24 protein-coding genes and 1 tRNA gene are annotated in these 23,650 nt (G+C 75.7%); 10 read left to right on the top strand and 15 right to left on the bottom strand.

Annotated elements, in window-relative coordinates; translation table 11 throughout:
* Positions 1-34: 34 nt before the first annotated feature.
* From IE219_RS09645 to IE219_RS09635, 3 genes are all read right to left on the bottom strand, one after another.
* On the bottom strand, positions 35-853 hold the full coding sequence (locus IE219_RS09645; RefSeq protein WP_189976178.1) for an SAM-dependent methyltransferase: 819 nt from the start codon (positions 851-853) through the stop codon (positions 35-37).
* Positions 854-930: 77 nt separating this feature from the next.
* A complete protein-coding gene (locus tag IE219_RS09640) occupies positions 931-1,167 on the bottom strand; it encodes a DUF397 domain-containing protein (protein ID WP_030495614.1) in 237 nt (78 codons plus the stop codon).
* A complete protein-coding gene (locus tag IE219_RS09635) occupies positions 1,168-2,043 on the bottom strand; it encodes a Sco1979 family transcriptional regulator (protein WP_189976177.1) in 876 nt (291 codons plus the stop codon).
* A 263-nt stretch (positions 2,044-2,306) separates the two neighbouring features.
* Here IE219_RS09635 and IE219_RS09630 point away from each other — a divergent pair, with 263 nt between their 5' ends.
* Genes IE219_RS09630 through IE219_RS09620 form a run of 3 tightly spaced genes read left to right on the top strand, consistent with a single transcriptional unit; the run spans position 2,307 to position 3,959 of the window.
* The gene (locus tag IE219_RS09630) at positions 2,307-2,792 is read left to right on the top strand and encodes an ATP-binding protein (RefSeq protein WP_189976176.1); all 486 of its coding nucleotides are present in this window, start codon (positions 2,307-2,309) and stop codon (positions 2,790-2,792) included.
* Positions 2,786-3,214, top strand: coding sequence for a hypothetical protein (locus tag IE219_RS09625; protein ID WP_189976175.1), 429 nt, complete (start codon positions 2,786-2,788; stop codon positions 3,212-3,214). The genes IE219_RS09630 and IE219_RS09625 overlap by 7 nt, the downstream gene beginning before the upstream one ends.
* A 34-nt stretch (positions 3,215-3,248) precedes the next feature.
* Positions 3,249-3,959 carry a class I SAM-dependent DNA methyltransferase gene (locus IE219_RS09620; RefSeq protein WP_189976174.1) on the top strand — a complete coding sequence of 237 codons (711 nt, stop codon included), beginning with the start codon at positions 3,249-3,251 and terminating at the stop codon, positions 3,957-3,959.
* 81 nt (positions 3,960-4,040) lie between these two features.
* Here the strand turns inward: IE219_RS09620 and IE219_RS09615 are convergent.
* The 4 genes from IE219_RS09615 to IE219_RS09600 form a co-directional block, all read right to left on the bottom strand.
* Positions 4,041-4,128, bottom strand: a tRNA-Leu gene (locus IE219_RS09615).
* Positions 4,129-4,379: 251 nt separating this feature from the next.
* Positions 4,380-5,006 carry a class F sortase gene (locus tag IE219_RS09610; protein ID WP_189976173.1) on the bottom strand — a complete coding sequence of 209 codons (627 nt, stop codon included), beginning with the start codon at positions 5,004-5,006 and terminating at the stop codon, positions 4,380-4,382.
* Positions 5,007-5,087: 81 nt separating this feature from the next.
* Complete coding sequence (locus tag IE219_RS09605) at positions 5,088-5,648, bottom strand: hypothetical protein (protein ID WP_189976172.1); 561 nt, start codon at positions 5,646-5,648, stop codon at positions 5,088-5,090.
* A gap of 181 nt (positions 5,649-5,829) precedes the next feature.
* Positions 5,830-6,774, bottom strand: a complete 945-nt coding sequence (locus IE219_RS09600; RefSeq protein ID WP_189976171.1) for a beta-ketoacyl-ACP synthase III — start codon at positions 6,772-6,774, stop codon at positions 5,830-5,832.
* Positions 6,775-7,012: 238 nt separating this feature from the next.
* Between IE219_RS09600 and fdhD the strand changes: the two genes are divergently transcribed.
* On the top strand, positions 7,013-7,840 hold the full coding sequence (fdhD, locus tag IE219_RS09595) for a formate dehydrogenase accessory sulfurtransferase FdhD (protein ID WP_189976170.1): 828 nt from the start codon (positions 7,013-7,015) through the stop codon (positions 7,838-7,840).
* Positions 7,841-7,925: 85 nt separating this feature from the next.
* On the opposite strand, the gene IE219_RS09590 is transcribed toward fdhD, so the two are convergent.
* The gene (locus tag IE219_RS09590; RefSeq protein ID WP_189976169.1) at positions 7,926-8,309 is read right to left on the bottom strand and encodes a (2Fe-2S) ferredoxin domain-containing protein; all 384 of its coding nucleotides are present in this window, start codon (positions 8,307-8,309) and stop codon (positions 7,926-7,928) included.
* A gap of 87 nt (positions 8,310-8,396) precedes the next feature.
* Positions 8,397-9,461 (bottom strand): bile acid:sodium symporter family protein, encoded by a 1,065-nt coding sequence (locus IE219_RS09585; RefSeq protein WP_189976168.1) that lies wholly within the window; start codon positions 9,459-9,461, stop codon positions 8,397-8,399.
* Positions 9,462-9,638: 177 nt separating this feature from the next.
* Here IE219_RS09585 and IE219_RS09580 point away from each other — a divergent pair, with 177 nt between their 5' ends.
* The 3 genes from IE219_RS09580 (at position 9,639) to IE219_RS09570 (ending at position 13,680) form a co-directional block, all read left to right on the top strand.
* Positions 9,639-10,511, top strand: coding sequence for a LysR family transcriptional regulator (locus IE219_RS09580; protein WP_229849682.1), 873 nt, complete (start codon positions 9,639-9,641; stop codon positions 10,509-10,511).
* A gap of 345 nt (positions 10,512-10,856) precedes the next feature.
* Positions 10,857-12,698, top strand: coding sequence for an AMP-dependent synthetase/ligase (locus IE219_RS09575; RefSeq protein ID WP_189976166.1), 1,842 nt, complete (start codon positions 10,857-10,859; stop codon positions 12,696-12,698).
* A 187-nt stretch (positions 12,699-12,885) separates the two neighbouring features.
* Entirely contained in the window at positions 12,886-13,680 is a 795-nt protein-coding gene (locus IE219_RS09570; protein WP_189976410.1) for an aldo/keto reductase, read from the top strand.
* Positions 13,681-13,751: 71 nt separating this feature from the next.
* On the opposite strand, the gene IE219_RS09565 is transcribed toward IE219_RS09570, so the two are convergent.
* Both IE219_RS09565 and IE219_RS09560 read right to left on the bottom strand, forming a co-directional pair.
* A complete protein-coding gene (locus tag IE219_RS09565) occupies positions 13,752-14,714 on the bottom strand; it encodes a class I SAM-dependent methyltransferase (protein ID WP_189976165.1) in 963 nt (320 codons plus the stop codon).
* A 149-nt stretch (positions 14,715-14,863) separates the two neighbouring features.
* Positions 14,864-15,796: an AraC family transcriptional regulator gene (locus tag IE219_RS09560; RefSeq protein WP_189976164.1), complete on the bottom strand. Its 933-nt coding sequence runs from the start codon at positions 15,794-15,796 to the stop codon at positions 14,864-14,866.
* A gap of 149 nt (positions 15,797-15,945) precedes the next feature.
* Between IE219_RS09560 and IE219_RS09555 the strand changes: the two genes are divergently transcribed.
* Together IE219_RS09555 and IE219_RS09550 are read left to right on the top strand one after the other, a co-directional pair.
* Positions 15,946-16,869, top strand: a complete 924-nt coding sequence (locus IE219_RS09555) for a Rossmann-fold NAD(P)-binding domain-containing protein (protein WP_189976163.1) — start codon at positions 15,946-15,948, stop codon at positions 16,867-16,869.
* A gap of 188 nt (positions 16,870-17,057) precedes the next feature.
* The gene (locus IE219_RS09550; protein ID WP_189976162.1) at positions 17,058-18,740 is read left to right on the top strand and encodes an ABC-F family ATP-binding cassette domain-containing protein; all 1,683 of its coding nucleotides are present in this window, start codon (positions 17,058-17,060) and stop codon (positions 18,738-18,740) included.
* A 54-nt stretch (positions 18,741-18,794) separates the two neighbouring features.
* Here the strand turns inward: IE219_RS09550 and IE219_RS09545 are convergent, their stop codons facing one another.
* Entirely contained in the window at positions 18,795-19,529 is a 735-nt protein-coding gene (locus IE219_RS09545) for a class I SAM-dependent methyltransferase (protein WP_189976409.1), read from the bottom strand.
* Positions 19,530-19,573: 44 nt separating this feature from the next.
* Positions 19,574-19,879: a 4a-hydroxytetrahydrobiopterin dehydratase gene (locus IE219_RS09540; RefSeq protein WP_189976161.1), complete on the bottom strand. Its 306-nt coding sequence runs from the start codon at positions 19,877-19,879 to the stop codon at positions 19,574-19,576.
* Positions 19,880-19,955: 76 nt separating this feature from the next.
* Between IE219_RS09540 and IE219_RS09535 the strand changes: the two genes are divergently transcribed.
* Positions 19,956-20,759 (top strand): helix-turn-helix transcriptional regulator, encoded by an 804-nt coding sequence (locus IE219_RS09535; protein ID WP_189976160.1) that lies wholly within the window; start codon positions 19,956-19,958, stop codon positions 20,757-20,759.
* On the opposite strand, the gene IE219_RS09530 is transcribed toward IE219_RS09535, so the two are convergent.
* On the bottom strand, positions 20,749-21,165 hold the full coding sequence (locus IE219_RS09530) for a hypothetical protein (protein ID WP_189976159.1): 417 nt from the start codon (positions 21,163-21,165) through the stop codon (positions 20,749-20,751). The two genes, IE219_RS09535 and IE219_RS09530, sit on opposite strands and share 11 nt — an antisense overlap.
* Positions 21,166-21,388: 223 nt before the next feature.
* Entirely contained in the window at positions 21,389-23,551 is a 2,163-nt protein-coding gene (locus IE219_RS09525) for a phage holin family protein (RefSeq protein ID WP_189976158.1), read from the bottom strand.
* Between the last annotated feature and the right edge of the window lie 99 nt (positions 23,552-23,650).

The following is a 23,650-nucleotide window of genomic DNA, read 5'->3' as shown; positions in this document are numbered from 1 at the left end:
GCCCCTCCCCGTCCGTGCGTGGGTACGGCTCCGGTCAGAGCTTGCGGGCCACGCCCGACCAGCCGGGGATCGGGTCGTCGCCCTGGACCGGCACCGGCTCGCCCAGCTCCGGGTGCCACTCGGCGGTGAGCGAGACGCCGGGCTCGGCGAGGTCCATGCCCTCGAAGAAGGCGGCGAGCTCGTCGCGGCTGCGGGGCCGCAGGGTCAGGCCGCGGGCCTTGTACATGCCGACGGCCTTCGCCGCGCCCTCGGGGTCGAAGTCCCCGGTGACGTGCGACAGGACGAGGTAGCTGCCCGGGGCGAGCTTCTCGACCAGCTTGGCGACGATGTCGTGGGCGCCGTCCTCGTCGCCGAGGAAGTGGAGCAGCGCGAGCATCGACAGGGCGATGGGCTGGTCGAAGTCAAGGACCTTTCCAGCCCTTTCCAGGATGACCTCGGGGTCCCGCGCGTCCGCCTGGATGTACTCGGTGGCCCCCTCCGGGGTCGAGCGCAGCAGGGCGGCGGCGTGCGCGAGCACGATGGGGTCGTTGTCGCAGTAGACGATCCGGGCCTCCGGCGCGGCCTGCTGTGCGATCTGGTGCAGGTTGGGCTCGGTCGGGATGCCGGTGCCGATGTCCAGGTACTGGCGCACGCCCCGGGCGCTGAGCCAGCGTATGGCGCGGTGCATGAAGGCCCTGTTGACCCGGGCCATGTCGCGGCCGCGGGCGTCGACGGTGAGGAGCTGGCGGGCCATCTCCTCGTCGACCGGGTAGTTGTCCTTGCCGCCCAGGAACCAGTCGTACATCCGCGCGGGATGGGGCTTGCTGGTGTCGATCCGTATCTCGCTGCGGACGGATGCGGGGTCCTGGGTCATCGTCGGCTCTCCTGGTCGGGACGAACGTGTGGCGCTGCTACAAGAGTTACGTGACGGTAGGGGCGGGAGGGAAGGGGTCAGGTGAGCAGGAAGTCAGCCTGGCCGGATTTTGCCCCCGCGATGAACGCGGCGATCTCTCCGTGGGTGTAGATGAGCGCGGGTCCTTCAGGGTCTGCGGACTGTCGCACGGCGACCCTGCCGTCGGCCAGCTTCATGGCCTCCACGCAGTTGCCCCCGTTCCCGCCGCTCCAGGGCTTGTGCCATCCCTCGGCACCGAGCTCCGCGGCGGGCATGCCGTTGTATATGCGATCCATTCACAGCTCCTTGCGGAGGTCCCGGAGGATCTCCTTCGTGCGTTGTGCAGTCGCGGCCTGCGCCGCCATACGGTCCATGACCTCCAGGTGGGACGCCACCTCGGGGCGCGCGTCGAGGTAGACGGCGCCGGTCAGGTACTCGCTGTAGACCATGTCCGGGAGTTCGGGCATGGCGAAGCGGAAGAGGACGAAGGGACCGTACGTGCCGGGGTGGTGGCCTGACGCGAACTCCGCGATCTGCAGGGTGACGTTCGGCAGCTCGGACGCTTCGAGCAGCCGGTCGAGCTGGGCGCGCATCACCTCGGGCCCGTCGCCGACCGGCCGGCGGAACACCGTCTCGTCCATGATCACCCAGAACTTCGGGGCGTCCTCCCTGACGAGCAGGGCCTGACGCTCCATCCGCAGGGCTACATGCCGGTCGATGTCCTCCTCGCGGGCGGCGTCGCCGCCCCCGCCGACCGCTCCGCTGCGCAGAATGGCGCGGGCGTACTCCTCGGTCTGGAGCAGACCGGGGACGAACTGGGGTTCGTAGGCCCGGATGAGGCTCGCGGCCCCCTCCAGGCTGACGTACATCGAGAACCAGCCGGGCAGCACGTCGTGGAACCGCTGCCACCAACCGGGCAGGTTGGCCTCCTCGGCGAGGGCGAGGAACGCCTCCGCCTCGGGGCCGGTGACGCCGTACGTGCGCAGCAGGAGCTGGACGTACGGGATCTTCAGCGCGACTTCGGCGGTCTCCATGCGGCGCACCGTGGCCGGGGCCACGTGGAGGACCTTGGCGGCCTCCTCGCGCTTCATGCCCGCGCGCTCGCGCAGGTCCTGGAGACGACGGCCGAGGACGACCTGTCCCACCGTGGGGGCGGACCGCGGCTCGCTCACTCTCAGACCTCCCCGACGCACTGTTTCGATGAGTGTGCCACGAAGGACGGCCGGAGAGAACACGGCACTCTGCAATTTTCAGAGTGCCACTTGCCAAGTGTCCGAGACGGGAGGAGAGTGTTCCGGTGAACCAGTACACACTGCCGCCGGTACGCCCCCGTGTCCCGGCGACAGCGACGTACGGCAGCCCTGCCCACTGTTGTGAGGAACCGGTCGTGGCTTCTGGTAACGCGCAGCCCTCAGGTCTCATGAGCTCCCGAGTCATGGCCCAGCGCCCGCGGCCGCACCGCGACACCACCCGCCACGACACCGGCCCGCGCGATCCCGATCCCGCCGGCTTCCGCGACCCGGTCCGCCGCTTCGCCTTCGAGCTGCCCGCCCGCACCGAGTCCGTCGGCCGTGCCCGCCGACTCGTCGAGGAACGGCTGATCCTGTGGGGCTGCGGCCCCGAGATACGCGACACGGCCGCCCTGGTCGTCTCCGAGCTGGCCACCAACGCCGTCCTGCACACCGCCAGCAGCCGCATCGTCTGCGAGGTCCGCGAGGGCACGAAGACCCTCCGCATCGCCGTCCGCGACGAGGGCGGCCCGGCCGGGCCCCGGATCCGCGACTGCGGCGCGGAGGAGCGGGGCCGCGGCCTCCTGATCGTCGACGCCCTCTGTCCGGCCTGGGGCTCCGAGCGCACCGGCCACGGCACGGCCCAGATCGTCTGGGCGGAGCTCGCCCACGGCCTGGGGGAGCCATGCTGAAGTCGATGGCGTCCCTCCTCGTCCCCCGCGCCCGCCGGTCCCCCGAGCACCGCCGCGTCCTGGCCGGCACCCGGCTCGCGGTCCCCGCCGGGCTGCGCACCGAGCTCGGCTGCGACGCCGTCGGCGTCCCCGCCCGCTTCGGCTTCAAGGTCCTCTCCCGGCTCCCCGCCAAGGGCTGCGTGTACGCCGACTCCGACTGGTGGTGGTGGCTCGTCCCGGCCGGCTCCGACCAGGACCTCACCTGGCCGCTGCCCTCCTGCTACGCCCCCGGTGCCGAGATCCCCGACCGCCGGCCGCGCCTCATCCACCACCCCGACGGGACCTGGCCCTACACCCCGCCGATCCCCCTCTACCTGCTGGCCTGCCAGCTCACCGGGACCACTCCCGTCTGGCCCGCCCCGCCGGTGCGCAGCGCGCTCTGACCGCGGCGGCCCGCCCGCTGCGTAGAGTCGCCCCATGTTCACCCCGCAGGGCCCGACCCTCCGCGAACTGGCCGTCCAGGCGCTCTCCTCCGTCGAGCACGGCTACGACCTGCTGGCGCCTAAGTTCGACGCGACCCCGTTCCGCACCCCCGACCGGATCCTGGAGCCGGTCACCCGCGCCCTGGAGCCCCTGGGCCCCTTCGGCTCCGGCCTCGACGTCTGCTGCGGCACCGGCGCGGGCCTCGGCGTCCTGCGCGCCCTGTGCACCGGCCGGATCGCGGGCGCCGACATCAGTACGAACATGCTGGCCGAGGCCCGCCGCCGGCACCCCGGCGCCACCCTGGTCCGGGCCGACGCCCTGGCCCTCCCCTTCGGCCCCGCCTTCGACCTCGCGGTCAGCTTCGGCGCCTTCGGCCACTTCCTCCCCGCCGACCAGCCCGCCCTCTTCGCCCGCGTCCACGCCGCCCTCCGCCCCGGCGGCCTCCTCGCTTTCCCCCTCCCGGCCCCGCCCCCGGTCGGCTCCGCCGCCTACTGGACCCTCTGGGCCTTCGACACGGCGATGCGCGCCCGCAACCTCCTGTGGCGCCCCCCGTTCGTCATGTACTACCGCACCTTCCGCCTCGCCGACGTCCGCACCCACCTGGAACGCACCGGCTTCCACGTCACCCACCACCCCCTCCCCACCCTCGGCACCCGCCCGGACGGCACCCCGAACTGCCGACTGGTCCTGGCCCGGAAGGCGTGAACGGTCCTCGGAGCCCCCGGCCGGCCCGGAAGGGGACATGCGGAAAGCGCCGGTCGATGAGATCGACCGGCGCTTTCCGTGTGGTGTCCGAGGGGGGACTTGAACCCCCACGCCCGATAAAGGGCACTAGCACCTCAAGCTAGCGCGTCTGCCATTCCGCCACCCGGACAGGGTGTGTGTCGTGGTCGCGGGTGCTCCCCGCGGCGACATGGACAACTCTACCAGGGGTTCGCGGGCGCTTTCACCGGTGTTTGCCGTGGTCAGTCACGGGGTGGGGCAGGGGTGGTCCCGTGTTCCGGCGGGGCCGGGTGCACGGGACCTCCCGTCCCCCGGAGCGCGACGCCCCCCGACGCCCGCTCCGGGGTCCACGATGGCCCTGGGCGGTTGGTCCGAGCCAGTGCGTGGCCGGAATACGTCAGGTCAGCGGAGGGCCGTGAGGCGGGCGGAGACGACGACGTTGCCGGTGTAGCCGGTGCGGGGGTCGTAGCGGCCGCCGCAGGTGATGACGCGGAGTTCCGGGGCGCCGGTGGCGGCGTAGACGCGGGCGGCGGGGAAGTCGTCCCGGGGGACGAGTTCGACGCCGTGGACGGTGAAGACGGCGGTGCGGCCGTCGGTGCGGCGGATCTCGACCGCGGCGCCCCGGGTGAGGGCGCCGAGGGAGTGGAAGACGGCCGGGCCCGCGGGGGTGTCGACGTGGCCGACGACGACGGCCGTGCCGCGTTCGCCGGGGGTGACTCCGGCGGCGTACCAGCCGGCCCGGCCGGGGTGCTCGGGCGGCGGGGCCTCCAGCCAGCCGTCGGCGTCCAGGCCGACCCGGGCGAGGGGGGCGTCGACGCCGATCGCGGGGATCGCGACGGCGAGCGGCGGGGAGGCGGGGAGCGGGCGCGCCGGGGCGGGGGCCGTCCTCGTGGGGGCCTCGGCGGCCACCGGCCGGGGCGGGCCGGTGGCGGTGAGCTGCTGCGCGCCGCCGCGGACCAGGTGGACGCCGAGCAGGAGGAGGATCGCGACGATGCCCCAGGCGCCGCGCCGGCCGGTCGGGCTGTTCACGGGGGCGGGCCTCCTCGGCGGCGGGCGGGGCGTGGCGCCCCTCCGTCCCGGACCTCGTCACACCGGGGCGGAGGGGCCGTTTCAGGGGCGGCCGCCGGACGGGCCGCGGCGGGTGAGGACGAAGGCGGTGCCCGCGGCGGCGGCGATGAGGACGCCGCCGGCGGCGAGTTCGGCGGTGCCGAGCGTCTCGGAGCCGGTGGAGCCGCCGAAGCCCGCCTTGACGCCCTTGGGCGGGTCGTGCGGGTCGTGCGGCGCGGGCGGGGTGGGCCGGTCGTGCGGGGCGCCGCCGCCTTCGACGGTGAGGGTGGTGGTGCCGCGCTCGCCCTTGCAGTCGAAGGCGATCTCGTACTGGGTCCCGGCCTTGGCGTCGATGTCCACGGTCGCCCTGCCGGGCCGGCCCTCGGTGAGGGTCACGGTGTCGAAGATCCCGGAGGTGACGGTCACGGAGGGCACCTCGCAGCCCTCGGTGGTGAGGGTGACGGTGCCGCCGGGGGCGATGGTGCGGGGCGAGACGGAGAAGCCGAACGACGTGATGTTCCGGTCCGTCCCCTCGTCGCCCTCCCCCGCGGTGGCCGCGGGGGCGGCCAGGGCCACGGCCGCGGTGGCGAGCAGGGCGGCGGGGGCGGTGCGTATCGCGCGCATGCGGTCCTCCGGTTCGCGGCGGGGGCGCGGGCGCGGAGCGGCTCCGGGTCCGGGTCCGGCGCCGTCGGCGCCGGTACCCCCACCGTGGTCGAAGCTAGGCGCGCCCGGGTGCCCCCGCCACCGGTCCCCGCCCGCACTGCGCCGGACGGGGCACGGAGGGGCGGTCGTCCGGGGGGGGAACTCAGGGGAGGCGGACGACCTGGCCCGCGTAGGAGAGGTTGCCGCCGAAGCCGAAGAGGAGGACGGGGGCGCCGGAGGGGAGTTCGCCGCGCTCGACGAGTTTGGCGAGGGCGAGGGGGATGGAGGCGGCGGAGGTGTTGCCGGAGTCGACGACGTCGCGGGCGACGACCGCGTTGACGGCGCCGATCTTGTGCGCGAGGGGTTCGATGATCCGCAGGTTGGCCTGGTGGAGGACGACTCCGGCGAGCTCCTCGGGAGTGACGCCGGCCCGCTCGCAGACCGCGCGGGCGAGGGCGGGGAGCTGCTGGGTGGCCCAGCGGTAGACGCTCTGGCCCTCCTGGGCGAAGCGCGGCGGGGTGCCCTCGATGCGGACGGCGTGGCCCATCTCGGGGACGGAGCCCCACAGGACGGGGCCGATGGCGCCGGTGTCCTCGTCGGTCGCCTCGATGATGACCGCGCCCGCCCCGTCGCCGGTGAGGACGCAGGTGGTGCGGTCGGTCCAGTCGGTGATCCCGGTCATCTTGTCGGCGCCGATGACGAGGGCGCGGCGGGCGGCGCCGGCGCGGACGGTGTGGTCGGCGGTGGCGAGGGCGTGGGTGAAGCCGGCGCAGACCACGTTGAGGTCGAGGGTGGCGGGCGAGCCCATGCCGAGGCGGGCGGCGACCCGGGCGGCGGTGTTGGGCGAGCGGTCGATCGCGGTGGAGGTGGCGACGATGACGTAGTCGATGTCGCCGGGGGTGAGGCCGGCGGCGGCGAGCGCCTTGCCGGCGGCGTGCGCGGCGAGCTCGTCGACGGGCTCCTCGGGGCCGGCGACGTGCCGGGTGCGGATGCCGACCCGGCTGAGGATCCACTCGTCGCTCGTCTCGACCAGTTCGGCCAGGTCGTGGTTGGTCAGGACCTTGGCGGGCTGGTAGTGCCCGAGCGCGGCAATGCGAGTGCCGGTCATACCGGGACCCCCCTCGATGGTTCGTGATGCGTCGTCGGCAGGAAGGACCCAGTCTTGTCAGCGACTGATGGGTAACAGGTGACGTAAACCACCAAGATTCGCCCTTACCGCTTGGCCGACCGTGACAACGGCCCAAGCCCCGCACCGGGTCCGGCGGGGTCGCCGGGGGTGGCGGAGAATGGGGCGGCCGGGAAGGGTTCCGGGCGCGGCGGACGAGGCACGAGGGACGAGGGCGGCGATGGGACGGGTCACCGAGCGACGGCGAGTCACGCGGATCCGCGGCGGGGCGGTGAGCGCCCGGCCGGACACGCTGGTGGCGGAGGAGCCGATGGAGATCCGGCTGAACGGCCGGCCGCTCGCCGTCACCATGCGCACGCCGGGCGACGACTTCGCGCTGGCCACCGGGTTCCTGGTGAGCGAGGGGGTGCTGGCGCGGGCCGAGGACGTGCGGACCGTCGTGTACTGCGCGGGCGCCACGGACGACGGCTCGAACACGTACAACGTGGTGGACGTGAAGCTGGCGCCGCACGTCGTGCTCCCCGACATCACGCTGGAGCGGAACGTCTACACGACCTCGTCGTGCGGGCTGTGCGGGAAGGCGAGCCTGGACGCGGTGCGGACGACGGCGCGCTTCCCGATCGCGGACACCCCGCCGGTACGGGTCTCCCCCGCGCTGCTGTCGGCGCTGCCGGAGCGGCTGCGGGCCGCGCAGAAGGTCTTCGACCGGACGGGCGGGCTGCACGCGGCGGCGCTCTTCTCGGAGGACGGCGAGCTGCTGGACGTACGGGAGGACGTGGGCCGGCACAACGCGGTGGACAAGCTGGTCGGGCGGGCGCTGCGGGAGGACCTGCTGCCGCTGGACCGGGCGGTGCTGCTGGTGTCGGGGCGGGCCTCCTTCGAGCTGGCGCAGAAGGCGGTGATGGCGGGCATCCCGGTGCTCGCGGCGGTGTCCGCGCCGTCCTCGCTGGCGGTGGACCTGGCGGCGGAGACGGGGCTGACGCTGGTCGGCTTCCTGCGCGGGGCGGACATGAACGTGTACGCGGGCGAGCACCGGCTCGCGCTGTGAGCCGGCCCGCGCCGGTCCGGTGGCCGGTGCGGGCCGGCGCGCTCCGGACCGCGAGGGGTTCCGCCGCGGGCCGGAGCGGGGCCGTCTAGTTCTTCGGCGGGTCGATCAGCTGGAGGGCGAGGGCCGGCGGGGGCGGGGCGAGGCCCGGGCCGCCCGCCTCGGTCCAGGCGAGGATGTCGTCGAGGCAGTCGTCGTCGAGGGCGAAGCCGACCCAGGCCGCCCGGCCGCCGCGCCGCCGGCCCTCGGTGGAGGGCTGGACCACGACGACGTTGGCGTGCTCGCAGACGCCGAGGCAGTCGCTGGTGCGGACGGCGAACCGGCCGCCGGAGGCCGCGGCGGCGGCGCGGAGCCGGTCGAGCTGGCCGGCGTGGTCGGTGCCGGGGTGTTTGCGGGCGTCGCCGCAGCAGCAGCCGCGGCAGACGACGAGGGAGCAGGGGCGGGCTCCATACCGTATCGGGACGCGGGTCATCGGCGGCCGTCCCGGTGCGGGGCGGGGCCGGTCACGGGGCGGGCGGGCGCGGGTGCGGGCATGGGAGCACCGTAACGGCCCCGGTGATCACTTCGGCGCGGCGGTCCGCCCGGGGACCGGCGGCGCGGTCTCCCCAGCCGTCTCCCCGGCGGGCTCCTCCGGGTCGCGGGCGCGGCGCTTGGCGAGGACCGCGCAGACCATCAGCTGCATCTGGTGGAAGAGCATCAGCGGCAGCACGGCGAGGGAGGCGTGGGCGCCGAAGAGGACGCTCGCCATGGGGAGGCCGGCGGCGAGGCTCTTCTTGGAGCCGGCGAACTGGATGGCGATCCGGTCGGCCCGGCCGAAGCCGAGCTTCCCCGCTCCGTACCAGGTCAGGGCCAGCATCGCGGCGAGGAGGACGGCCTCGGCGGCGAGCAGGAGGGCGAGCCGGCCGGGGGTCACCAGGTGCCAGATGCCGGCGACCATGCCCTGGCTGAAGGCGGTGTAGACGACGAGGAGGATCGAGCCCCGGTCGACGTACCCGAGGACCTTCTTGTGCCGGACGAGGAAGCCGCCCACCCAGCGGCGCAGGAGCTGTCCGGCGAGGAAGGGCACCAGGAGCTGGAGGGTGATCTTGAGGAGGGAGTCGGCGGAGAGGCCGCCGGTGCCGCCGCCGAGGAGGGCGGCGGCGAGGAGCGGGGTCAGCACGATGCCGGCCAGCGAGGAGAAGGAGCCCGCGCAGATCGCGGCCGGGACGTTGCCCCGGGCGATCGAGGTGAAGGCGATCGACGACTGGATGGTCGACGGGACCAGGCAGAGGAAGAGGAAGCCGCCGTACAGCTGCGGGGTGAGGACGCCGGGGACGAGGCCGCGGGCGGCCAGGCCGAGCAGCGGGAAGACGAGGAAGGTGGAGCCGAGGACGGTGAGGTGGAGCCGCCAGTGGCGGAGGCCGTCGAGGGCCTCGCGGGTGGAGAGCCGGGCGCCGTAGAGGAAGAAGAGGAGCGCGACGGCGCCGGTCGCGGTGGACCCGGCGACGGTGGCGGCGGTGCCGGAGGCGGGCAGCAGGGCGGCGAGGCCGACCGTGCCGAGGAGGGCGAGGACGTAGCCGTCGACCGGCAGCCGGAACGGCGGGCGGCCGGTGCGGCGGGCGGGACGGGCAAGGCGGACGGTCATGGCTCCACTCGGTGGGATCGGGCGGGCGGGCCGCCGCCCTCGGGCGGTGCCGTCCCGGGGCGGGTCGCGCCCTCCCATCCTGCGCCACCCCCCGGTGATCGGGAATCCCGTACGGCGCTCTGACTGTGATCGCGTTCCGTGATGACGGGGGCGGGCCGGGCGGGGATAGTGGGGCGGGTGTACGAGCCCGCGCAGCTGCGCACCTTCCTCGCCGTCGCCCAGACCCTGGGCTTCACCCGGGCGGCCCGCCGGCTCGGGCTGCGCCAGTCGACCGTCAGCCAGCACGTGCGGCGGCTGGAGGAGGCGGTGGGGCGGCCGCTGTTCACCCGGGACACGCACCGGGTGGAGCTGACCGAGGACGGTCAGGCGATGCTGGGGTTCGCCCGGACGATCCTCCAGGCGCACGAGCGGGCGGCGGCGTTCTTCACCGGGACGCGGCTGCGCGGCCGGCTGCGGTTCGGGGCCTCGGAGGACTTCGTGGCGACCCGGCTGCCGGAGATCCTGGAGGCGTTCCGGCGGGCCCACCCGGAGGTGGACCTGGAGCTGACGGTGGAGCTGTCGGGGACGCTCCAGGCCCGGCTCGCGGCCGGCCGGCTCGACCTGGTCCTGGCCAAGCGGGGCGGCGGGGCGGACGACGGCGGCGACGTGCTGGTGTGGAGCGACGCGCTGGTGTGGATCGGGGCGCCGGGGCTGCGGGTCGATCCGGACCGGCCGGTGCCGCTGATCGTCTACCCGGCGCCGGGCATCACCCGGGCGCGGGCGCTGGCCGCGCTGGAGGCGGCGGGCCGGTCCTGGCGGATCGCCTGCACGAGTTCGAGCCTGAGCGCGAACGTGGCGGCGGCGCGGGCGGGCCTCGGCGTGATGGCCCACGCCCGGGGCCTGCTGCCGCCGGGCCTCGCCCCCGTGCCGGCCCGCGCGGGCCTGCCGGAGCTGGGCGGGGTGGACTTCGTCCTGCGCCGGGGGCGGGGCGCCGGGCCCGTGCGGGAGGCGGTGGACGCCCTGGCGGAAGCCATCCTGGAGAGCGGCGACCGGCTGCGGCCCGCGCCCTGAGGGACCGGGAGGGGGCGCGGGGCGGGTCCGGCGGCGGCTCCGGGTCGCCGTTGGGCGCCGGGTCGGTGGTTACCGGCCGGTTCCGGGAACGTGCGGAGGGCGTACGGATTCCGTGGAGACTTCAGGGCCGGCGGACGCGCCCCTCGGCACGCCCGGCGTCCCATCCGGTCGGCATATGCCTTCTCACCTGCCCTGACCTGTGGGAACGGGATTTGTCGCGGCTTGGTGAAGGTCCTGCCGCCGCCCCTCCCCGTGGGGTACGGTCACGGCGCCGCAGCCGTCACAGCGGCCTCTTTCAGCCACCGAGCCATCGATCCGGCGAGCCGTCGAGGGAGGAGCAGGTCCGTGCGCGAGTTCACCGTGCCGCCCGTCGGGGCGGCCCCGCTCGACGGCGGTCTGGCGGACGCCGTCTTCGACCGGGCCGGGGCCACCCCCGACGCGGCCGCCCTCGCGCGCCGGGGCCCGGACGGCTCCTGGCGGGACGTGACCTGCGCGGAGTTCCGGGACGAGGTGCTGGCGCTGGCGAAGGGGCTGGTCGCGCACGGGGTGCGGTTCGGGGACCGGGTCGCGATCATGTCCCGTACCCGCTACGAGTGGACCCTCTTCGACTTCGCGCTGTGGACGCTCGGCGCCCAGCCGGTGCCGGTCTATCCGACCTCCTCCGCCGACCAGGTGCTGTGGATGCTGCACGACGCCGAGGTCACGGCCTGCGTGGTGGAGCACGAGGACCACGCCATGACGATCGGCTCGGTGGTGGACCGGCTGCCGCGCCTCCAGCGGCTGTGGCAGCTCGACCCCGGCGAGGACGCGGGGCCCGGCGCGGTCGCCGAGCTGACGGCGGCCGGGGCGGAGATCGACGCGGAGGTCGTGGAGCGGCACCGCCGGGCGGTGACGCCCGACACGGTCGCCACCGTCATCTACACCTCGGGCACGACCGGACGCCCCAAGGGCTGCGTGCTCACCCACGGCCACCTCCTCTTCGAGACGGACACGGTGCTCGCCGGGTGGGCGCCGGTCTTCGGCTCCCGGCCGGGCGAGCAGACCTCCACGCTGCTCTTCCTGCCGCTGGCGCACGTCTTCGGGCGGATGGTGGAGGTGGCGGCGGTGCGCGGCGGGGTGAAGCTGGGGCACCAGCCGTCGATGACGGCCTCGGTGCTCCTGCCCGATCTGGCCGCCTTCCGGCCGAGCTTCGTCCTCGCCGTCCCGTACGTCTTCGAGAAGATCCTCGGCGCGGCCCGCCGGAAGGCGGAGGCGGAGGGCCGGGCGGGCGTCTTCGACAAGGCGGCGGACGTGGCGGTGAAGTACGCGGAGGCGCTGGAGCAGCGCTCCTTCGGCCTGGGGCCCGGCCCGTCGGCGGCGCTGCGGGTGCAGCACCAGTTCTTCGACCGGACGGTGTACGCGAAGGTGCGGGAGGCGCTCGGCGGGCGGATCCGGTACGCGATGTCCGGCGGCTCGGCGATGGACCGGCGGACGGGGCTGTTCTTCGCGGGCGCCGGGGTGACCGTCTACGAGGGGTACGGCCTGACGGAGTCGACGGCCGCCGCGACCGCGAACCCGCCGGACCGGGTCAGGTACGGCACGGTGGGCCGGCCGGTGCCGGGCACGACCGTGCACATCGCGGAGGACGGGGAGGTGTGGCTGCACGGCGGGCACGTCTTCTCCGGCTACCTGAACGACCCGGCGGCCACCTCCGCGGTGCTCAGCGACGGCTGGCTGGCCACCGGGGACATCGGGGCGCTCGACGAGGACGGCTATCTGACGATCACCGGGCGGAAGAAGGAGATCCTGGTGACGTCCGGCGGGAAGAGCGTGTCGCCGGCCGGTCTGGAGGAGCGGGTGCGGGCCCATCCGCTGATCGCGCAGTGCCTGGTCGTCGGCAACGACCGGCCGTACGTGGCGGCCCTGGTCACGCTGGACCGGGAGGCGGTCGAGCACTGGCTGTCGATCCGGGGCCGGCCGTCGCTCTCCCCGGCCGAGCTGGTGCGGGACCCGGACCTGGAGACGGAGATCCGGCGCGGGGTGGTGGCCGCGAACACGCTGGTGTCGCAGGCGGAGTCGATCCGCACCTTCCGCATCCTGGCGCACCCCTTCAGCGAGGAGCACGGGCTGCTCACCCCCTCGCTGAAGCTGAAGCGGAAGGCGATCGAGCGGGCGTACGGGGCCGAGGTGGACGCGCTGTACGGCTGAGGCGCCGGGGGGCACCCCGCAAGGACCGGAGAGCGGTTTCCGGTGGCCGGAATTCCACGGGCCGGGTGATCGTTGCACGGGAGGGCGGGCCGCGCCCGTCCCCGTACGACCACGACGACGTAAGGATCCTTCCCACGTGAGCACGGACAACAAGGTCCCCTCTGTCCTCCTCAACAACGGCGTGGCGATGCCGCAGCTCGGCTTCGGCGTCTGGCAGGTGCCGGACGACGAGGCGGAGAAGGCCGTGGCCACCGCGCTGGAGGCGGGCTACCGCTCCATCGACACGGCGGCGATCTACGAGAACGAGCGGGGCACCGGCCGGGCCCTGGCCGCCTCCGGGCTCCCCCGCGAGGAACTGTTCGTCACGACGAAGCTGTGGAACAGCGAGCAGGGGTACGACTCCACGCTGCGCGCCTTCGACGCCTCGCTGGAGCTCCTCGGCCTCGACCACGTCGACCTGTACCTGATCCACTGGCCGGTGCCGGCGAAGGACGCGTACGTCGACACCTACCGGGCCCTGGAGAAGATCCTCGCCGACGGCCGGGCCCGCGCGATCGGCGTCTCCAACTTCCTGCCCGAGCACCTGGAGCGGCTGACCGGGGAGACCTCGGTGGTGCCGGCGGTGAACCAGATCGAGCTGCACCCGCAGCTCGCGCAGGCCGGGTCCCGCGCGGTCCACGCCGAGCTGGGCATCGCGACCGAGGCGTGGTCGCCGCTGGGCCAGGGCCGGGGCCTGCTGGACGTCCCCGCGCTCGTCGCCGTCGCCCGCAAGCACGACCGGACCCCGGCCCAGGTGGTGCTGCGCTGGCACCTCCAGCTGGGCAACGTGGTGATCCCGAAGTCGGTGACCCCGTCCCGCATCCGGGAGAACATCGACGTCTTCGACTTCGAGCTGGACGCCGAGGACCTGGCCGCGATCGCGGCGCTCGACGAGGGCCGCCGCCTGGGCCCGAACCCGGGCGAGTTCAACGTGGGCGCCTGAGCCCCGGACGACGGGAGGAGGGGGCACCGGCCGCGCCGGTGCCCCCTCCTCCCTTTTCCGCGCGCCCGCGCTCAGCCCTTGCGGGCGGTGTGGACCGTGTGGGCGGTGAGGTGGAAGAGGTCCGTGCGGTGGTGCAGGGACTGCTCGTCCGCCGGGTCGAGGAGCCGGTCCAGGGTGGCCCGGTCCTCGGCGCCGAGGCTGTCGCCGAAGCCCTCCCGCAGCCGGCCGAAGTGGCTGACGGCCAGCTCGCGGACGACCTGCGGGACGGGGGCCGGGACGTCCACGAGGAAGGTGCGGGTGCCGGCCGGGACGAGGCCGGCGGAGGCGAACAGGGCCCGCCAGTCGTCCGGCTCGCGGACCGCGCCGGGCAGCTCGGACCGCATCCGGGCGAACCAGTCGGCGTGCTCGGCGTCGAAGCGGGCCTCCAGGCCGGGGCGGCCGATGCCGATGTCCCGGGGCAGGTGCCGGGGGGTGAGCCCGCCCTCGACGAGGGCGACCAGGCCGCCGGGGCGCAGTACCTTCGCGAAGTCGGCGAGCGCGGCGCGCTGGTCGCCGATGTGGTGCAGCGAGTTGCCCGCCCACACCAGGTCGGCCTCGCCGAGCGCGGCGGCCTCGCCGGGGAGTTCGGCGCGCAGGGTGGTGACGCGGGCGCCGAGCCCCCGGGCCTCGGCGCGGGCGCGGGCGCGCTCCAGGAGTTCGGGGGTGCCGTCGACGGCGACGGCCTCGGCGTACGGGAACGCCTCGGCGAGCATCGCGGTGATGACGCCGGGGCCGCTGCCGACGTCGAGGAGGCGGCGGACGCCGCTCGCCGGGAGCAGGGTGCCGAGCCAGGCGGCGGCCTCGCGGTAGGCGGTGCCGGCGACCTCGGCCTGCCGCTCCAGGAGCGGGGCGAGCTCGCTCCAGGCGAGCCCGGTGTCGTGCCCGTGGCCGTGTCCGTGGCCCGGTCCGTGCCCGTGGCCCTCTCCGTGGCCGCCCTGGTGGCCGTGGCCGGAGTGGTCGCCGTGGTGGTCGTGGGGTGCGCGCTGCTGGGTCATGGCACCAGCGTGCGGGGAAGGTCGCCGAAAACGCGAGAAAAGTTGCCGGTACGGCAAACGTGTCGCGGCCCGGGAGCGACCGGGACCGGTCAGGGCCGGTCGGGGGCCGATCCGGGTCCGGGCCGGGTCCGGCCGGGGTCCGGGGCGGGTCAGGTGCCGGAGCGGTAGGTGCTCGGGCTGACGCCCCGGACCCGTTTGAAGGCGGCGCTGAGGGCGAAGGCGCCGCTGTAGCCGACCCGCCGGGCGACGGACTCCAGGGTGGCGTCGCCCTCGCGCAGCAGGTCGGCGGCGAGCGCGAGGCGCCAGTCGGTCAGGTACGTCATCGGGGGCTCCCCCACCAGGGCGGTGAAGCGGCGGGCGAGCGCCGCCCGGGACACCCCGGCCTTCGCGGCGAGCGAGGCCACCGTCCACGGATGGGCGGGATCGTCCTGGAGGAGGCGCAGGGTGCGGCCCACCACCGGGTCGGCCATCGCCCGGTACCAGGCGGGCGCCTCGGCGCCGGGCCGGGCGAACCAGGCGCGGACGGCGGCGATGAGCAGCAGGTCGAGGACCCGGTCGAGGACGGCGCTCTGGCCCGGCTCGTCGCGGGCGATCTCCTCCTCCAGGAACGGCATCAGCGGGCAGCGCCACAGCTCGGCCGGGAGGTGGACGAGGGGCGGCAGCGCGTCGAGCAGCCGCCGTCCGACCTCGCCGTCCACCAGGTAGGTGCCGACGAGGACGGTCGTGCCGCCGTCGAGGGCGTTGCCCCAGGTCCGTACGCCCAGGCGCAGGGTCTCGGCGAGCGGTTCGCCGGAGAGGGTGGCGCACTCCCCGCCGGGTCCGATGCGGGCGCGCGGCGTCCGGCCGGCGGCGTCCGCGACGGTGTACGGCTCCGGGCCGCGCGCGATGGCGAGGTCGCCGGGGCGCAGCGGGACGGGCTCGCCGGAGGGCGGCGTGATCCACGCCTCGCCCTCGGTGACGCACATCAGGCACAGCGGGGCGCCGTCCTCGATCCGCACCGACCACGGGGGCTCCATCACCATCCGCAGCAGGAAGGCGCCCTTGGCGCGGGGCCCGTCGAGGAGTCCGGCGAGTGCGTCCATGCCCGCAGCGTAGACGCACGCGCATGCGGCCGAGCCGCCGGAGCATGGGCGCGGGGGCCGCCGGGCGGAAGGCTGGAGGCAGCGGGGAGGACCCCGAAAAGGGAGCACGAGGGAGCGCGGCGAGCGGGCCGCGGGACGAGGAGCCGATCATGACGAACACCACGAACACCACGGGCACGACGGGCACGACGGGCACGACGGGCACGACGGGCACGACGGGCACGACGGGCACGACGGGGACGGACGCGGGGGCCGCGGCCGTGCGGACGGTCCTGGTGACGGGGGCGACGGGCAAGACGGGCCGCCGGGTGGCGGAGCGGCTCGCGGCGCGCGGAACGGCCGTCCTGGCGGGCTCGCGGTCCGGTCCGGTCCGCTTCGACTGGGAGGACCCGGAGAGCTGGGCGCCGGCCCTGGCGGGCGCGGACGCGGCCTATGTGAACTACTACCCGGACCTGGCCGCGCCGGGCGCGGTGGCCGCGATGACCGCCTTCGGCGGGGCGGCGGCCCGGGCGGGCGTGCGGCGGCTGACGCTGCTGTCGGGGCGCGGGGAGCCGACGGCGGTGGCGGCCGAGGAGGCGCTGCGGGCGGCGGCGGACGGCATCCCGCTGACCGTGGTCAGGGCGGCGTTCTTCGCCCAGAACTTCACCGAGGGGCTGCTCGCGGAGGGGGTCGCGGCGGGCGAGCTGGTCTTCCCCGCCGGGGAGACGGCGGAGCCGTTCGTGGACGTGGCGGACCTCGCGGACGTGGTGGTGGAGACGCTGCTGTCGGACGCGCACGCGGGCCTCGTCCACGAGCTGACCGGCCCCCGCCCGGTGACCTTCGCGGAGGTCGCGGCGGAGCTGTCCCGCGCCTCGGGGCGGCCGGTGGCGTACGTGCCGGTGGGGCGGGAGCGGTACGCGGCCCTGCTGACCGGCTTCGGTCTGCCCGGGCCGGAGGCGGAGTGGCTGGCGGACCTCTTCGCGACGCTGCTCGACGGCCACAACGCGTCGGCGACGGACGGCGTGAAGCGCGTCCTGGGCCGCGACCCGCGCTCCTTCGGGCGGTTCGCGGCGGAGGCGGCACGGGACGCCTGACCTCCGCCCCGGGGGGCGTGCGGGCGCCGGAGAAATCATCGGCGGGCGTACCGGGACGGCTGTTAGCCTCGATCCCATGGGCGCGTTGTACTTCTTCCTCTGATCCGGTTCACCGGCCCGGCCGCCCGCGCGGCCGAGGGCCGGTTTCGTGTGCCCTTCTTCCACGAACCCGTCAGAGGAACCCTCCCATGCGTGCTCGCGCCCAGCTCTCCCTCCGTTCCGTCGGCCTCGCCTTCGGGGACCGCCGCGTCCTCGACCAGGTCTCCTTCACCGTCCGGCCCGGTGAGAAGGCCGTCGTCGTCGGCGAGAACGGCTCCGGCAAGTCGACCCTGCTGCGGCTGCTCGACGGCGGCCTGACCCCCGACGAAGGCGAGCTCCTCGTCGACTTCCCGGGCTCCGTCGCCCGGCTCGCCCAGACGCTGCCGGAGACGTACCCGGTCGGCCCCGACCACACCGTGCGGGACACCGTCGATCTCGCGCTCGCCGAACTGCGCTCCATGGAAGCGGAGTTGCGGGCGGCGGAGGCGGGCCTCGGGGAGGCCGACGCGGACGGGCTCGCCGCGTACGGCGCGCTCCTGGACCGCTTCGAGGAGCGCGGCGGCTACCGGGCCGACGCCGGGACCGCCGCCGCCCTGCACGCCCTCGGGCTCGGGCACGTCACGCCCGGGCGGCGGCTCGGCTCGCTGTCCGGCGGCGAGCAGGCCCGGCTCGCGCTGGCCTGCGTTCTCTCCTCCGGGGCCGAACTGCTGCTGCTCGACGAGCCGACGAACCACCTCGACGGGGACGCCGTCGACTGGCTGCGCGGGCGGCTCGCCGCGCACCGGGGCACCGCCCTGGTCGTCACCCACGACCGGGCCTTCCTGTCCGGCTTCGCCACCACCGTCCTGGAGGTGGACCGCGACACCCGGTCCGTGCGGCGGTACGGGGACGGCTGGACCGGCTACCGGTCCGCGAAGGCCGCCGAGCGGCGCCGCCTGGAGCGGGAGCACCTGGAGTGGCGGGAGGAGGTGGACCGCACGGAGGAGCTGGTCGCGGCGGCGGGGCAGCGGCTCGCCGTGACCGGGAGGGACCCGCGCCAGGGCTTCGGCAAGCACCGGCGCTCCAGCGAGAACAAGCTGTCGGGGCAGGTGCGGGCGGCCCGCCGCAGGCTGGAGGAGCTGCGGCGGGAGCCGGTGGCGGCGCCGCCGGAGCCGCTCCGCTTCGGCGGCCGGTTCGCGGCCCCGGCCGGGCCCCCCGCGCCGCCCGGTGCCCCGGTCCCCGCCCCCGCTCCCGCTCCCGTCGGCGGGGTGGAGTTGGCGGGGGTGGTCGTCGGCGGGCGGCTGGCCGTGGCCGGGCTGCGGGTGGAGGCCGGGGAGCGGCTGCTCGTCTCCGGGCCCAACGGGGCCGGGAAGACGACCCTGCTGCGGGTCCTCGCGGGCGACCTGGTGCCGGACGAGGGCGCGGTGCGCCGTACCGGCCGGGTCGGGTACCTGGCGCAGGAGCTGCCCCACTCCCCCACCCGCCGGACCGCCCTCGCGGTCTGGGCGGCGGGCCGGCCGGGCCCGCCGGAGGAGCACGCGGACGCGCTGCTGGCGCTGGGGCTGCTGCGCGAGGAGGACCTGGCGGTGCCGGTGGCGGCCCTGTCGGCCGGGCAGCGGCGGCGGCTCGACCTGGCCCGGCTGCTGGACCGCCCAGCGGACCTGCTGGTCCTGGACGAGCCGACCAACCACCTCGCGCCCGCGCTCCTGGAGGAGGTCGAGGAGGCCCTCGCCGCCTTCCCCGGCACGGTGGTCGCGGTCTCCCACGACCGCGCCTTCCGCACGGCCTTCGCCGGCCGCCGGCTGGAACTGGCGGCGGGCCGGATCCGCGAGGAGGCGGCCCGGGGCGCGTGACCGGGGCCGTACGACCGGGAAGGCCCGGCCCCGGAAGGGCACCGCCCGGCGGGGTCAGTCCGTGCGGGTGTAGGCGCGCAGGCGGTAGACCGGGGCCGGTCGGGGGGCGGTCGGGCCGGGGAGGGCGGCCAGGGCGCGGGTCAGGGTCTCGACGGCGGCGGCGTCGCCCCGGAACCAGGAGGCGTAGTGCCCGGCGCGCAGCCGACGGGCGACGGCCTCGGGGGTGGCGCCCTGGCCGTGGCCGGTGAAGGCGGCGGTGCCGGCGGGGGCGAGGCCGTGGGCGGCGGCGAGGGCGTCGACCCGGCCGGTGCGGTCGTGGGCGGTGGCGGGCGTCCGGTACGGGCGGAGCAGGGCGTCGATGTCGCTGCCGACGTCGTGGCAGGCGTCCTTGTCGACGGTGGTGACGAGGACGCCGCCGGGGCGCAGGACGCGGGCGGCCTCGGCGAGGACCTCGCCGGTGAACGGCACCAGGTGGAGGAGCCAGACGGCGGTGACCGCGTCCAGGCTCGCGCCGGGGAGCGGGAGCCGGCGGGCGTCGGCGCGGACGGTGCGGCCGGGGAGCCGGCCGGCGGCGGTCCTGGCCATGGCGTGGGCGGCGTCGGCGCCGAGGACGCGCAGTCCGGGCCGGGTCAGCCGCTCGGTGACGAGGCCGGTGCCGCAGGCCAGGTCGAGGAGGGTGCGCGCGGCGGGCGGCACCAGCGTCAGGACGGCGGCGGCCGCCGCTCCGGCCCGGGGCACGCCGCCGCGCGTCTCGTCGTAGTGGGCCGCCTCGGTCTCGTAGTCGAGCAGGGTGTCCGCCATGCGGGGAGCCTACGGGGCGGGCGGCCCGGCGGTCAGCGGGCGCCGTGGGCGGTGGCGGCGGCCTCGACCCGTTCGGCGAGGGCGAAGTCCTTCTCGGTGAGGGCGCCCCCGGCGGAGTGGGTGTGGACGGAGAGGGCCACCGTGTCGTAGCCGAGGGTGAGGTCGGAGTGGTGGTCCAACTCCTGCTGGATCTGGGCGACGTGGACGACGAGGGCGGTGGCGGCGAAGTGGTCGGGGAGGCGGTAGGAGCGGGTCAGGCGGGCGTTCTCGACGGACCAGCCGGGGAGTTCCCGCAGTCGGTCCTCGATCTCCTTCTGCGACAGCGGCTGTACGGGCACGGGGGCGCTCCCTCCGGTCGGTGGTGCGGGGTACGGGGTTCGTACCCGGGTGGCTCCTCTGGGATACCGTCTGGGCATGGCGACGGTCGTGAGCGACACGGGTGTGGGGCCGCTGCTGCGCCGCTGGCGCGAGCGGCGGCGGTTGAGCCAGCTGGAGCTGGCGCTGCGGGCGGAGTCGTCCTCGCGGCACATCTCCTTCGTGGAGACGGGCCGGTCGCGGCCGAGCGAGGAGATGGTCCTGCGGCTGGCCGAGCACCTGGAGGTGCCGGTGCGGGACCGCAACGCGCTGCTGCTGGCGGCCGGTTACGCGCCCCGCTATCCGGAGTCGGCGCTGGACGCGCCGGAGCTGGAGACGCTGCGGGAGGGCATCGGGCGGCTGCTGCGGGGGTACGAGCCGTATCCGGCGCTGGTGGTGGACGGCTCGTACACGGTGGTGGCGGCCAACCGGGCGCTGGAGCGGCTGCTCGCCGGGCTGCCGGAGCACCTGCTGGCCCCGCCGGCGAACGCGATGCGGATCACCCTGCACCCGGAGGGGCTGGCGCCCCGGATCCGCAATCTGCGGGCCTGGCGGGGGCACCTGGTGGAGCAGATGGAGCGTCAGATCGCCTTCGGCCGTTCGGAATCGCTGCGGGCGCTCCACGCGGAGGTGACGGGGTATCCGCTGCCGCCGGAGCGGCCCGACGAGGAGCCGGCGGAGGAGCCGTACGCCTACTTCGCGCTGCCGCTGCGGATCGAGCACGACGGGCGGGTGCTGTCGTTCGTGTCGTCGATCTCGACCTTCAACACTCCGCTGGACGTGACCGTCGCCGAGCTGGCCATCGAGACGATGCTCCCGGCCGACCCGGCGACGGCGGAGTACCTGCGGACCCTCAGCGACTGACGGCCCGCAGGGCGGTCCACTGGAGGACGGCGAAGCCCGCGACGGTGGCGGCCTGGAGCGGGATCCAGACGGCTCCGGCGGTGGTGGGGTCGAGCCAGGCGGCGAGAGCGACGAGGCTGAGCACGACCCAGAGCAGATTGGCGTCCACGACCAGCTTCACGGCGGCGGCCGGCGGCTGCGGGCGGCTCGCCGGCCAGGCGACGCCGGCGGCGTAGGCGGTGAGGAAGAGGCCGAGGCCGAGGAGGAGGCCGGACCCGACGCCGAGGAGTTCGCCGAGCGGGCCGGGGGCGAGGGCGTAGGCGAGGCCGTTGGCGCCGGTGACGACCGCGTCGAGGGCGAGGAGGCGGCGGATCGTCGCGTCCGGCCGGGTGGTGCGAGTGAGACCGGCGAGCAGGTTCCGGGACATGGCGGATCACCCTCCTGGGGGTCGTGCGCGGGATGGGCCCGGTCCCCGGGCGGAGTGCGCCGCCCGGGTCCCGGTGCCCCGAAGCCTGCCGCCGGACCGGGGTCCGGGTCGATTACCCCGGAGGTCATGGCGGAGAGGGACGGGGGGGCGCGGGCGCCCGGGTCACGCCTCCCCCGGCGGGGGGCGTCCTCCTCTGCGGGACGGTGGCGACGGGCAGCCCGGATCAGCGGTTCTCGTCCGGTACGGCCGCCCCCTCGGCCGGAAGGACTGATTCCGTCTTTCCCTCGGGCAGGGAGGTCTCCGGTACCCCCGCCCGCCGTTCCACCGGCACCTGCGGCCCCTCGCCGCCCTCGCCCAGCCAGCGCCGCAGCACCCGGTGGACCTGTTCGGCGCCCACCGGTTCCGCCCCTTCCGGGACCGGCGGCGACAGCTCCGGCGGTGACAGCAGGAAGGGCCGCGTCTGCTCGCCGCCGAGGCCGCCGTGCGAGCCGATCTGCTCCTCGAAGGCGTGCACCGCCCCGGTCGCCGGGTCGTACATCGAATTGACCATCACGTCGGCGACGTGCGGGAAGCCGTCGGTGCGCCGCACCGCGTCGGCCGCGCCGGGACCGAAGACCGCGAGCGGCCCCTCGCCGTCCGCCAGCTCCGCCACCGGCACCTCCACCCCGTCCGCGGCCAGCACCACCGAGCCGTGCCGCTCGCTCGCCACCAGCAGGAAGCCGACGCCCGGGTGCTGGGCGAGGGCCCGCAGCAGCGCCGGGTGGCGCCGGTCGATCTCCTCCCGCGTCAGCCGGTGCGGCACGTCCGGGAAGGAGACCAGGCCCAGGTTCCCGGAGGCCAGGACGATCGGCTCGGACGGCCGGGCGGGCAGCTCCCCGGTGTGCTCGCCGCCCGGGTCCACCGGCCGGTGCAGGGCGCTGCGCAGCGCGTCCCGGGCGGCGTCCCGGGCCTCCGCGCCGCTGCGGGTGCGGCGGACCCGGCGCGGCACCGGCAGCCCGCAGCCCGCCCGTACCAGCTCCTTCAGCGTCAGCCCGTACGCCCCCTCGAAGGTCTCCCCCGGGCTCTGCCCGTGGTCGGAGAGGAGCACGATCCGGTACGGCCGCGGGGCGTGCTCGGCGACCGTCGCGATCAGGCCGACCGCCCGGTCGAGGCGGCGCAGCACCTGGTCGGTGTCGCGCCCGCGCGGCCCGGAGTGGTGGGCCACCTCGTCGTAGGCCACCAGGTCGGCGTAGACCGCGGTGCGGCCCGCGAGCATGTCGCCCATCACCGCGGCCACCACCACGTCCCGCTCGACGACGGTGGCGAAGGCACGGACCAGGGGGTAGGTGCCGCCGCGCGGGACGCGGGGGGTCTCGTGGCGCAGCCGGGCGCGGAGCGACTGGAGGACCTCGCGCACCACCTCGTTGACGAAGGAGCCGGCGGTGCGGACGCCGTTGGCCGGGTCGGCGAAGTAGGCGAAGTAGCCGGCCCGTGAGCGGTTGCGCCGGCCGCGCCGGGCGGCGACCGTCAGCACCAGCGCGACCTCGTCGGCGCCGCCGCTGAAGAGGTTGCCGCGCGAGGCGCCGTCGAGGGTGAGCAGCCCGCCGTCGCCGGTGCGGCGGACCGCGCGGCGCTGGAGCTCGACGGCGGAGGCGGGCCGGTTCGACACCATCAGGCGGCCGGTGTCCTTCTCGTACCAGCGGAAGGCGGGCACGTCCTCGTTGCTGCCGTGCAGGATGCCGAGCTGGCTGGCGCCGGTCTGGCTGGACCAGTCGGTGCGCCAGCCGGTGAGCCGGTGCCCGTCCTCCAGCCATCCGGCCACCGTCGGCATCAGCCCGGCGTCGACGGCCTCGCGCAGCACCGCGTGGCCGACGCCGTCGAGTTGGAGGAAGACCGTGCCGGGCGCGGAGCCGGAGCCCGGGTCGCGGGGGCGGGTGCGGCCGGTGAGCCGGTAGAGCCGGCGGCGGTACGCCTCGTCGTCCCGGACGGCCAGCGCGGTGGAGGTGGCGGAGGCGACGGCCGACATGACGGCCGCGACGACGACCGCCGTCTCGGGGTCGGCGGCGCCCCGGCCGTCCGGGATCAGCCAGAGCGCGAACAGCAGCAGCGAGCCGTTGAGGAAGAACGAGAGCAGGCCGAGCACCAGGGCGGGCACCAGCAGCAGGGCCCGTACCAGGAGCGGCCAGACGAGGGCGGTGAGGAGGCCGAAGGCCCCGGCGGCCCAGGCGGCGGTCAGGGCCGTCCGGGTGAGGCTGTCGCCGTCGGCGGACTGGAGCTGGAAGGCCGGCAGGAGGCCGGCGAGCACCAGCAGGGTGAGGGTGGACACCGCCCACACGACGACCACCCGCAGGGCCGTCCGGCCCGCCGTGCGCCAGCGTCCGGCGCCTCCCCCTCGACCCTCGGCCACGCCCGTGTCACCTTTCGCCCGGATCCTCCCCCCAGCGTGGCACACCGGCACCCGGCCCGCGCCCACCGGGCGCGGGAGCGTGTTCCCCGGGGCGGAGGG

The organism is Streptomyces termitum (genome assembly GCF_014650175.1).
Classification (GTDB): domain Bacteria; phylum Actinomycetota; class Actinomycetes; order Streptomycetales; family Streptomycetaceae; genus Streptomyces; species Streptomyces termitum.
The sequence above is the reverse complement of the archived record's forward strand: the minus strand, read 5'-3'. Positions and strand labels throughout refer to the sequence as shown.